Source organism: Streptococcus sp. 2154, assembly GCF_013277255.1.
Lineage (GTDB): Bacteria > Bacillota > Bacilli > Lactobacillales > Streptococcaceae > Streptococcus > Streptococcus pseudopneumoniae.
This window is the reverse complement of the sequence record NZ_VMMK01000091.1, coordinates 1-10,827: the sequence shown is the minus strand read 5'-3', so window position 1 is coordinate 10,827 and position 10,827 is coordinate 1. Positions and strand designations below refer to the sequence as shown.

Sequence of the window (10,827 nt, the reverse complement as noted above, 5' to 3'; positions counted from 1 at the left end):
ACTCAACGAGGTTACAATATAATTACTATAGACTACCAGAAAGTCCATATTGTCTTATACTAAATAGACTATTAGGCATGGAATGGAACAAAGGGTTCGTGAAGTTTGAAGAACTCAAAAATTACGCCAAAGCTCCATATACAACACCTAAACGAGATTAAAGAACAGCGAAATCCCTTGTCGCGCAAGGGGTTAGCTGCCCTTTTGTATTTTTTAAGTGATAAAGTCGGGATTTCAACATACTATAAAATGTGAATAAATTAATTAGCTGATTTCAATGCATTTCTAAAAATGTATTAGAAGTCGTATTGTGCTGTTGTAATTTAAATTTGCTATAAAAGTGATAAAAGATAACTTATTTCTAATTTTCGCTTAGAATGACAGGTGTCATCGATTAATATTTTATATTATGTCAATTTTTGATTGTATCCGCTTACAATTTATGCTATAATAGTACAGTAATAAGTTATAAGAGCTGTTGTATCGTTCTTGGTTTATAGTTATGGAGGTAACATCATGGGTACTATTATGGAATTTGCAACAGAAAAACAGATTGAATCATTTCTTTCAACTTGTCATATCGAGGGACAAAGGAATTTTCTGATGGCTTTTAAGAAAAAGACATGGCTGAAATCCTTTATTGATTTTTTCATTATAGGAGGAGTCTACTATGTTCAGTCGAGTGTGAAGCCAAAGATTATGTCATTCACATCTAAGGGGATTTACTTGATGGACATTAGTGATGTAACTGAAAATCGGCCTAATCAAGTCATTGAAATGTCCTGAAGTCAAGTTGAAGATTTTAGTTATAACACAGTCTTGAACACAGTTAGAATTAAATGGCACTATCAAAGTGAACAGTACATCTTTTCAGTAGATGTAGGTAATATCAGTCAACATTTAGGACAGTATCAATTTAACAAACAACATTATGACTATTTAGCACAACACGATTTCTTTCAGAAAGAGTGAATGAGATGAAAAAGATAATTACAAAATGTATTGTTATTGCTACGACTTTGCTTATTATGGTACCGAGTTTTATAGGGATTGCATACGCTAATGAAACAAAGGTTCCAAATACAACTGTAGAGTATATTGATGTTGCCGAAGTAGAGAAGGATTTGAAATTCTTGTTTACAGAAGCGACGAGTTATGAGAATGGCGTTCTTTATGTTAATAAAGAATTATTGACAGAACGCTATGGCACTTTAGCACCGTATATTGTAATGGGCATTGAACGTATTTATACAGAGCCTAATTTGGTTCAAAACTTGCAAGCCTCTTTACAAGATAGAGATTTTGTTTCATGTATGCGTGATGAGTTGATTGGTATGATTCCAGGTATGGAACTTGTTGATTTAATGAGAGGGGACATTATCAGTTATATTCAAGGTAAAATGTGGGGCAAAGCTGCCTCATATATAGCAATGGAACTTGCTAAATTTGGCATGAAGAGTAACGTTGCAGGAATCGTTGCACAATTAGGAATCTCTGCTGGAAAATGTGCTATTTGGGGTTAGTTATGCTTAAATACTTGTAATTAAGAATGTTAAAATGATAATTCTGTCTTTAATGAATGTGATAAAGTGGTTGGAAAATAAATTTTCTAACCATTTTGTCGTTTTTAGTGTTTACAGGGAAAATGACTTCAAATTTTTTAAGTTTTAAGTATAGACTGTTACGGGAACGGTAGACATTGTGACAATAAGAAAGAGAATGAAAGCACGACGAAAAGGATTAAAAAATAAACAAGAGAATATTGGTAGAATTGTCCAAAACCTTGCTATGATTGGCTTTTTTGAAAAATATGGTATAATAGTAGTAATTTAATAGATGGAGTTGAGTTTTGAAGAAAAACTTTCGTGTAAAAAGAGAGAAAGATTTTAAGGCGATTTTCAAGGAGGGGACAAGTTTTGCCAATCGCAAATTTGTCGTCTACCAACTAGAAAACCAGAAAAATCATTTTCGAGTAGGTCTATCAGTTAGCAAAAAGCTGGGGAATGCGGTCACTAGAAATCAAATCAAGAGACGAATCCGACATATTATCCAGAATGCAAAAGGGAGTCTGGTAGAAGATGTCGACTTTGTTGTCATTGCTCGAAAAGGGGTTGAAACCTTGGGATACGCAGAGATGGAGAAAAATCTACTCCACGTATTAAAATTATCAAAGATTTACCAGGAAGGAAATGGGAGTGAAAAAGAAACTAAAGTTGACTAGTTTGCTAGGACTGTCTCTATTGATCATGACAGCCTGTGCGACTAATGGGGTAACTAGCGATATTACAGCCGATTCGGCTGATTTTTGGAGTAAATTGGTTTACTTCTTTGCGGAAATCATTCGCTTTTTATCGTTTGATATTAGTATCGGAGTGGGGATTATTCTCTTTACGGTCTTGATTCGTACAGTCCTCTTGCCAGTCTTTCAGGTGCAAATGGTGGCTTCTAGGAAAATGCAGGAAGCTCAGCCACGCATTAAGGCGCTTCGAGAACAATATCCAGGTCGAGATATGGAAAGCAGAACCAAACTAGAGCAGGAAATGCGTAAAGTATTTAAAGAAATGGGTGTCAGACAGTCAGACTCTCTTTGGCCGATTTTGATTCAGATGCCGGTTATTTTGGCCCTGTTCCAAGCCCTATCAAGAGTTGACTTTTTAAAGACAGGTCATTTCTTATGGATTAACCTTGGTAGTGTGGATACAACCCTTGTTCTTCCGATTTTAGCAGCAGTATTCACCTTTTTAAGTACTTGGTTGTCCAACAAAGCTTTGTCTGAGCGAAATGGCGCTACGACTGCGATGATGTATGGGATTCCAGTCTTGATTTTTATCTTTGCAGTTTATGCGCCAGGTGGAGTCGCCCTATACTGGACAGTGTCTAATGCTTATCAAGTCTTGCAAACCTATTTCTTGAACAATCCATTCAAGATTATCGCAGAGCGCGAGGCTGTAGTACAGGCACAGAAAGATTTGGAAAATAGAAAAAGAAAAGCCAAGAAAAAGGCTCAGAAAACGAAATAATAAGGAGGAATCTGGTAATGGTAGTATTTACAGGTTCAACTGTTGAAGAAGCAATCCAAAAAGGATTGAAAGAATTAGATATTCCAAGGAAGAAGGCACATATTAAAGTCATTTCTAGGGAGAAAAAAGGCTTTCTTGGTTTATTTGGTAAAAAACCAGCCCAAGTGCATATTGAAGCGATTAGTGAAACGACTGTTGTCAAAGCAAATCAACAAGCTGTAAAGGGAGTTCCAAAACAAATCAATGATTTGAATGAGCCTGTTAAAACAGTTAGTGAAGCGACCGTTGATTTGGGTCATGTTGTAGAGGCAATTAAAAAGATTGAGGAAGAAGGCCAAGGTATTTCTGATGAAGTCAAGGCTGAAATCTTAAAACATGAAAGACATGCCAGCACTATCTTAGAAGAAACTGGTCACATTGAGATTTTAAATGAACTTCAAATCGAGGAAGCGATGAGGGAAGATGAGGGCGCTGATGACCTTGAAACTGAGCAAGACCAGACTGAAAATCAAGACCTGACAGAGATGGGCTTGAAAGTTGGACCAAGCTTTGATATTGAACAAGTAGCTACGGAAGTAACGACTTATGTTCAAACAATTATTGATTATATGGACGTTGAGGCGACGATTTCAAATGACTATAACCGTCGTAGCATCAATCTACAAATTAACACCAACGAACCAGGTCGTATTATCGGCTACCATGGTAAAGTCTTGAAGTCCTTGCAACTGTTGGCTCAAAATTATCTTTATAATAGCTATTCAAGAACCTTCTATATTACAATCAATGTCAATGATTATGTTGAACACCGTGCAGAAGTCTTGCAGACCTATGCGCAAAAATTGGCGACTCGTGTTTTGGAAGAAGGACGCAGTCGTCAGACAGATCCAATGTCGAATAGCGAACGCAAGATTATCCACCGTATTATTTCACGTATGGATGGCGTGACCAGTTACTCTGAGGGTGATGAGCCAAATCGCTATGTCGTTGTAGATACAGAATAAGTAAAATCAGGCTTGACCTGATTTTTTGCTAGCTAGAGGAGATGAAACGGATGTTGAATAAGATAAGAGATTATTTAGACTTTGCTGGTTTGCAGTACCGTAATCCTGATAAAGCGGGAGCAGAGCGAGAGAAGATGCTGGTATTCCGCCACAAAGGTCAAGAGGCCCGAAAGGCTTTTACAGAACTGGCCAAAGCCTTTCAAGCAAGCCATCCAGAATGGCAACTCCAACAGACTAGTCAGTGGATGAATCAGGCCCAGCGTTTGAGACCACATTTTTGGGTTTATCTACAGAGAGACGGACAAGTGACAGAACCTATGATGGCCTTACGTTTGTATGGGATATCTACTGACTTTGGAATTTCTTTGGAAGTCAGTTTCATCGAACGTAAGAAGGATGAGCAAACTTTAGAGAAACAGGCCAAGATTTTAGACATTCCAACCGTTAAAGGAATTTATTATCTAGCCTACTCTGATGGCCAAAGTCAACGGTGGGAGGCGAACGAAGAAAATCGTCGCACTTTAGTCGAGAAGATAGGCAGCCAAGAAGTCCGTAAAGTTTTAGTGAAGGCAGACGTTCCTGTGACAGAAAATTCGTCTGAAGAAGAAATCGTAGAAGGCTTATTGAAGTCTTATTCTAAAATTCTTCCCTATTATCTAGCTACGAGAAAATAAGATAATTTGTAAAACATCATAAATCATACAGTCCAAGAGTGAACAGTCCGCTGTGTAATTCTTGGTCTTTTTGTTTGCGCTTTCGCATTATATAATAAACTTACAAAAACAATTCAAAAGGAGAACAATTATGGAAGTCGTTTCAAGTGTTCTAAATTGGTTTTCTAGCAATATTTTGCAGAATCCCGCATTTTTCGTAGGTTTATTGGTGTTGATAGGATACGCACTTTTGAAAAAACCTGCCCATGACGTTTTCTCAGGGTTTGTTAAAGCAACAGTAGGGTATATGTTGCTTAACGTGGGTGCTGGTGGTTTGGTTACAACCTTCCGTCCAATCTTAGCAGCCCTTAACTACAAATTCCAAATTGGTGCAGCGGTTATCGACCCTTACTTTGGACTTGCTGCAGCAAACAACAAAATTGCAGCAGAGTTTCCAGATTTTGTTGGAACTGCAACTACAGCTCTATTGATTGGTTTCGGAATAAATATCTTGCTCGTAGCTCTTCGAAAGATTACGAAGGTAAGAACCCTCTTTATTACTGGTCACATCATGGTACAACAAGCTGCAACAGTATCTCTTATGGTTCTATTCTTAGTACCACAATTGCGCAATGCTTACGGTACAGCAGCGATTGGTATCATCTGTGGACTTTACTGGGCAGTTAGTTCAAATATGACTGTTGAGGCAACTCAACGCTTGACTGGTGGTGGCGGATTTGCGATTGGTCACCAACAGCAATTTGCAATCTGGTTTGTAGATAAAGTAGCAGGACGCTTTGGTAAGAAAGAAGAAAGTTTAGACAATCTTAAATTACCTAAGTTCCTCTCAATCTTCCACGATACAGTTGTTGCATCTGCTACCTTGATGCTCGTATTCTTCGGAGTCATTCTTTTAATCTTGGATCCAGACATTATGTCTAATAAAGAAGTCATCACTTCAGGAACTCTATTCAATCCTGCTAAACAAGATTTCTTTATGTACATTATCCAAACAGCCTTTACCTTCTCAGTTTACCTGTTCGTTTTGATGCAAGGTGTCCGAATGTTCGTATCTGAGTTGACAAACGCCTTCCAAGGTATTTCAAACAAATTGTTGCCAGGTTCATTCCCAGCGGTTGACGTTGCAGCTTCTTATGGATTTGGTTCTCCAAATGCTGTCTTGTCAGGATTTACCTTTGGTTTGATTGGTCAATTGATTACAATTGTTTTGCTCATCGTCTTTAAAAATCCGATTCTTATTATTACAGGATTTGTACCAGTGTTCTTTGACAATGCAGCCATTGCGGTCTACGCTGATAAACGCGGCGGATGGAAAGCGGCTGTTATCCTTTCCTTTATATCAGGTGTCCTTCAAGTTGCTCTAGGAGCTCTTTGTGTGGCTCTTCTCGATTTGGCATCTTATGGTGGCTACCATGGAAATATCGACTTTGAATTCCCATGGCTTGGATTTGGATATATCTTCAAATACCTTGCTATTGTTGGTTATGTACTTGTGTGTCTCTTCTTGCTTGTTATTCCTCAACTTCAATTTGCCAAAGCAAAAGATAAAGAGAAATATTACAACGGTGAAGTTCAAGAAGAAGCTTAGTATCTAGAAAAGGAGAAATAAAATGGTTAAAGTATTAGCAGCGTGCGGAAATGGAATGGGTTCATCAATGGTTATCAAGATGAAGGTTGAAAATGCTCTCCGTAAGCTTAATCAAACAGATTTTACAGTCAATTCATGCAGTGTCGGTGAAGCTAAAGGTTTAGCAGTAGGATATGACATCGTAATCGCTTCCCTTCATTTGATTCAAGAATTGGAAGGGCGAACTAATGGGAAGTTAATTGGGCTTGATAACTTGATGGATGATAAAGAAATCACCGAAAAACTCAGTCAAGCACTACAGTAAAAGGTTGGAGGGGGCTGGACAGAAACTGAGAGTTATCGTTTCTGTCCTTCTCCCTCTTTAAATAAAGGAGGCAGATATGAATTTAAAACAAGCTTTAATTGACAATGACTCGATCCGACTAGGTTTAGAGGCTAAGGATTGGAAAGAAGCAGTCAAGGTAGCAGTAGATCCCTTGATTGAAAGTGGGGCAATTTTGCCAGAGTATTACGATGCTATCATTGAATCGACTGAAGAGTATGGGCCTTACTATATCTTGATGCCAGGTATGGCTATGCCCCACGCTAGACCTGAAGCTGGTGTGCAAAGTGATGCCTTTTCATTGATTACCTTACAAAATCCTGTTGTATTTTCAGATGGGAAAGAGGTATCTGTTTTGTTGGCACTAGCAGCAACAAGCTCAAAAATTCACACAAGTGTAGCCATTCCACAAATTATTGCCCTGTTTGAATTAGAAGATTCTATTGCACGTTTACAGGCTTGCCAGACTAAAGAAGATGTCTTGGCTATGATTGAAGAATCTAAGGATAGCCCTTATCTCGAAGGATTGGATTTGGAAAGTTAGAAAGAGGAATAAAGAAATGACAAAAAGAATACCTAATTTACAAGTTGCATTAGACCATTCAGACTTGCAAGGAGCGATTAAAGCAGCTGTTTCTGTTGGTCAGGAAGTAGATATTATCGAAGCTGGAACTGTTTGCTTGCTTCAAGTTGGAAGTGAACTGGCTGAAGTCTTGCGTAGCCTTTTCTCAGATAAGATTATTGTGGCAGACACAAAATGTGCTGATGCTGGTGGAACAGTTGCTAAAAATAATGCGGTTCGTGGAGCAGACTGGATGACTTGTATCTGTTGTGCAACCATCCCTACTATGGAAGCAGCTCTAAAGGCTATCAAGACTGAACGAGGGGAACGAGGCGAAATCCAGATCGAGCTTTATGGCGATTGGACTTTTGAACAAGCTCAGCTTTGGCTAGATGCAGGTATCTCACAAGCTATCTATCACCAATCTCGTGATGCCCTTCTTGCTGGTGAAACTTGGGGTGAAAAAGACCTTAATAAGGTTAAAAAACTCATTGACATGGGCTTCCGAGTTTCTGTAACCGGTGGTCTAGATGTAGATACTCTCAAACTCTTTGAAGGCGTTGATGTCTTTACCTTTATCGCAGGTCGTGGAATTACGGAGGCTGCGGATCCAGCAGGAGCAGCGCGTGCCTTCAAGGATGAAATCAAACGAATTTGGGGGTAAACCATGGCACGTCCGATTGGAATTTATGAGAAGGCAACCCCGACACACTTTACTTGGCTAGAACGTTTAAATTTTGCCAAGGAGTTAGGCTTTGATTTTGTCGAGATGTCTATTGATGAACGTGACGAGCGTTTAGTAAGACTTGACTGGAGCAAGGAAGAGCGCTTGGAAGTTGTCAAAGCGATTTATGAAACTGGTGTTCGTATTCCTTCTATCTGTTTTTCAGGCCATCGTCGCTACCCATTGGGATCAAAAGATCCAGTTCTAGAGGAAAAATCTCTAGAACTCATGAAAAAATGTATCGAATTAGCTCAAGACTTGGGAGTTCGTACGATTCAATTAGCTGGTTACGATGTTTACTATGAGGAAAAGTCACCCCAGACACGCCAACGTTTTATCAAAAATTTGAGAAAAGCCTGTGACTGGGCTGAAGAAGCTCAGGTGGTACTTGCTATTGAAATTATGGATGATCCTTTCATCAATAGCATCGAAAAATATTTGGCTATAGAAAAAGAGATTGACTCTCCCTTCCTCTTTGTATATCCAGATATTGGTAATGTGTCTGCATGGCATAATGATATCTATAGTGAGTTTTATCTTGGTCATCATGCCATCGCAGCTCTCCATCTCAAGGATACTTATGCAGTGACAGAAAGTTCAAAGGGCCAGTTCCGAGATGTACCTTTCGGGCAAGGTTGTGTCAAATGGGAAGAAGCTTTCGATATTTTAAAGGAAACCAATTATAATGGACCTTTCCTAATCGAAATGTGGTCTGAAAATTGTGAAACAGTAGAAGAAACACGCGCAGCCATTCAAGAGGCGCAAGCTTTTCTCTATCCACTCATTAAGAAAGCAGGTTTGATGTAAGATGAATCAAGTAATCAATGCTATGCGTAAACGAGTCTGTGATGCCAATCAATCATTGCCAAAACATGGACTTGTCAAATTTACCTGGGGGAATGTATCGGAAGTCAATCGCGAACTCGGTGTCATTGTTATCAAACCATCAGGCGTGGATTATGACGAATTGACACCTGAAAACATGGTAGTGACTGATCTAGATGGTAAGATCCTAGAAGGGGATTTAAGACCATCTTCCGACCTCCCAACTCATGTGCAATTATATAAGGCTTGGTCAGAAATTGGTAGTGTGGTTCACACCCATTCGACAGAAGCTGTTGGTTGGGCTCAGGCAGGTCGTGATATTCCTTTCTACGGAACAACCCATGCAGATTATTTCTACGGTTCAATCCCTTGCGCCCGTAGTTTGACCAAGGACGAAGTAGAAGTGGCCTATGAAAAAGATACTGGCCTGGTTATCGTAGAAGAGTTTGAACATCGCGGACTTAACCCGGTTGAAGTACCAGGAATTGTTGTACGCAATCACGGTCCATTCACCTGGGGCAAAAATCCAGAGAATGCTGTTTATCACTCTGTCGTACTAGAGGAAGTATCAAAGATGAATCGCTTTACAGAACAAATCAATCCAAGAGTTGGACCTGCTCCCCAGTACATACTAGAAAAACACTACCAACGTAAACATGGACCAAATGCTTATTATGGTCAAAAGTAAGAACGATGAAGGAGGAGAAAAAGATAAATTTAGCTCCTCTTTTTACATTTGATTTTTATTGAGAGTAAAGTTGGAGTTGAAGTAATTTTGAAAGATTTTTTAGAAATAGCGCTTGATATATATGGTAAAATAAAAAGAATTGCTGTGATATCAATAGATTTGGGGGATTTTTTAATATGGTACTGGATAAGGCAAGTTGTGATTTGCTTCAATATTTGATGGATCAAGAAACGTCCAAAACGATTATGGCGATTTCGAAAGATTTGAAAGAGTCAAGAAGGAAAATTTATTATCACATTGACAAAATCAATGCTGCTCTGGTTGACGAGGCGCTTCACATCATTAGTATTCCACGAATTGGTATTCACTTAACGGAAGAGCAGAGAGATGCTTGTTGTAAACTATTATCGGAAGTAGATTCGTACGATTATATCATGAGTGCGCATGAACGTATGATGATAATGTTACTATGGATAGGTATTTCTAAAGAACGTATTACGATTGAAAAATTGATAGAGTTAACAGAGGTATCTAGGAATACTGTTCTCAATGATTTGAATAGTATTCGTTATCAACTAACTTTGGAACAATATCAGGTGATCTTGCAAGTGAGCAAGTCACAGGGATACCACCTTCATGCCCACCCTCTTAATAAAATTCAGTATCTTCAATCGCTTCTATATCATATTTTTATGGAAGAAAATGCCACTTTTGTATCTATTTTAGAAGATAAGATGAAAGAGAGGTTAGATGATGAGTGTTTGCTTTCTGTTGAAATGAACCAATTTTTTAAGGAACAGGTTCCTTTAGTTGAACAAGATTTAGGGAAGAAAATAAACCATCATGAAATAACTTTTATGTTGCAGGTTCTACCTTATTTGCTGTTAAGCTGTCATAATGTTGAACAGTATCAAGAAAGACATCAGGATATAGAGAAAGAATTTTCTTTGATAAGAAAAAGAATAGAGTATCAGGTGTCTAAGAAGCTAGGAGAACGGTTGTTTCAAAAGTTTGAAATTTCTTTGTCAGGACTTGAAGTTTCTCTTGTAGCTGTTCTCCTCCTCTCCTATCGTAAAGATTTGGATATTCATGCAGAAAGTGATGATTTTCGGCAATTAAAACTTGCTTTAGAAGAATTTATCTGGTATTTTGAATCACAAATCCGAATGGAGATTGAGAACAAGGATGATTTGTTACGAAATTTGATGATCCACTGTAAAGCCTTGTTATTTAGAAAGACTTACGGTATTTTTTCTAAAAATCCTCTAACAAAACAAATTCGATCCAAGTATGGAGAATTATTTTTAGTCACTAGAAAATCTGCGGAAATTTTAGAAGGAGCATGGTTTATACTCAATCATTTTCAAAAAGCAACCTTGTCCATTGTCTGCTGACAGTGGACTTTAAAACGCTTTTTTCC

The 10,827-nt window shown here is 38.4% G+C and carries 11 protein-coding genes and 2 pseudogenes; all 13 read left to right on the top strand.

Translation table 11 applies throughout. The annotated features are described in order from the left end of the window. Positions 1-516: 516 nt before the first annotated feature. Positions 517-972 (top strand): annotated as a pseudogene (locus tag HT693_RS12415) (hypothetical protein). A 5-nt stretch (positions 973-977) separates the two neighbouring features. Further along, complete coding sequence (locus tag HT693_RS11515) at positions 978-1,523, top strand: hypothetical protein (protein WP_050223352.1); 546 nt, start codon at positions 978-980, stop codon at positions 1,521-1,523. Positions 1,524-1,849: 326 nt separating this feature from the next. Then, the gene (gene rnpA, locus HT693_RS11510) at positions 1,850-2,221 is read left to right on the top strand and encodes a ribonuclease P protein component (protein ID WP_000739244.1); all 372 of its coding nucleotides are present in this window, start codon (positions 1,850-1,852) and stop codon (positions 2,219-2,221) included. Then, a complete protein-coding gene (locus HT693_RS11505; protein ID WP_212750406.1) occupies positions 2,196-3,020 on the top strand; it encodes a membrane protein insertase YidC in 825 nt (274 codons plus the stop codon). The genes rnpA and HT693_RS11505 overlap by 26 nt, the downstream gene beginning before the upstream one ends. Positions 3,021-3,037: 17 nt before the next feature. Further along, positions 3,038-4,024, top strand: a complete 987-nt coding sequence (gene jag / locus HT693_RS11500) for an RNA-binding cell elongation regulator Jag/EloR (RefSeq protein ID WP_023937021.1) — start codon at positions 3,038-3,040, stop codon at positions 4,022-4,024. Between the two features lie 50 nt (positions 4,025-4,074). Continuing rightward, positions 4,075-4,698: a ribonuclease P gene (locus HT693_RS11495; protein ID WP_119947505.1), complete on the top strand. Its 624-nt coding sequence runs from the start codon at positions 4,075-4,077 to the stop codon at positions 4,696-4,698. 130 nt (positions 4,699-4,828) lie between these two features. Next, entirely contained in the window at positions 4,829-6,286 is a 1,458-nt protein-coding gene (locus HT693_RS11490) for a PTS ascorbate transporter subunit IIC (RefSeq protein ID WP_023939877.1), read from the top strand. Between the two features lie 22 nt (positions 6,287-6,308). After that, a complete protein-coding gene (locus HT693_RS11485) occupies positions 6,309-6,590 on the top strand; it encodes a PTS sugar transporter subunit IIB (protein WP_000241469.1) in 282 nt (93 codons plus the stop codon). A 76-nt stretch (positions 6,591-6,666) separates the two neighbouring features. Then, positions 6,667-7,152 carry a PTS sugar transporter subunit IIA gene (locus HT693_RS11480; RefSeq protein ID WP_023939875.1) on the top strand — a complete coding sequence of 162 codons (486 nt, stop codon included), beginning with the start codon at positions 6,667-6,669 and terminating at the stop codon, positions 7,150-7,152. Positions 7,153-7,168: 16 nt separating this feature from the next. Then, positions 7,169-7,834, top strand: coding sequence for a 3-keto-L-gulonate-6-phosphate decarboxylase UlaD (locus HT693_RS11475; RefSeq protein WP_138705148.1), 666 nt, complete (start codon positions 7,169-7,171; stop codon positions 7,832-7,834). A gap of 3 nt (positions 7,835-7,837) precedes the next feature. Continuing rightward, the gene (locus HT693_RS11470; protein ID WP_023939873.1) at positions 7,838-8,701 is read left to right on the top strand and encodes an L-ribulose-5-phosphate 3-epimerase; all 864 of its coding nucleotides are present in this window, start codon (positions 7,838-7,840) and stop codon (positions 8,699-8,701) included. Between the two features lies 1 nt (position 8,702). After that, complete coding sequence (locus tag HT693_RS11465; protein ID WP_001077556.1) at positions 8,703-9,407, top strand: L-ribulose-5-phosphate 4-epimerase; 705 nt, start codon at positions 8,703-8,705, stop codon at positions 9,405-9,407. Between the two features lie 176 nt (positions 9,408-9,583). Beyond that, a pseudogene (locus tag HT693_RS11460) lies at positions 9,584-10,759 on the top strand (transcription antiterminator); the annotation flags it as partial. Positions 10,760-10,827 lie beyond the last annotated feature (68 nt).

Bases quoted from the DNA above. Each gene is read 5' to 3' on its own strand.
- HT693_RS11515 (WP_050223352.1), top strand. From the start codon at position 978: ATGAAAAAGATAATTACAAAATGTATTGTTATTGCTACGACTTTGCTT.
- jag (WP_023937021.1), top strand. From the start codon at position 3,038: ATGGTAGTATTTACAGGTTCAACTGTTGAAGAAGCAATCCAAAAAGGA.
- HT693_RS11495 (WP_119947505.1), top strand. From the start codon at position 4,075: ATGTTGAATAAGATAAGAGATTATTTAGACTTTGCTGGTTTGCAGTAC.
- HT693_RS11490 (WP_023939877.1), top strand. From the start codon at position 4,829: ATGGAAGTCGTTTCAAGTGTTCTAAATTGGTTTTCTAGCAATATTTTG.
- HT693_RS11485 (WP_000241469.1), top strand. From the start codon at position 6,309: ATGGTTAAAGTATTAGCAGCGTGCGGAAATGGAATGGGTTCATCAATG.
- HT693_RS11480 (WP_023939875.1), top strand. From the start codon at position 6,667: ATGAATTTAAAACAAGCTTTAATTGACAATGACTCGATCCGACTAGGT.
- HT693_RS11475 (WP_138705148.1), top strand. From the start codon at position 7,169: ATGACAAAAAGAATACCTAATTTACAAGTTGCATTAGACCATTCAGAC.
- HT693_RS11470 (WP_023939873.1), top strand. From the start codon at position 7,838: ATGGCACGTCCGATTGGAATTTATGAGAAGGCAACCCCGACACACTTT.
- HT693_RS11465 (WP_001077556.1), top strand. From the start codon at position 8,703: ATGAATCAAGTAATCAATGCTATGCGTAAACGAGTCTGTGATGCCAAT.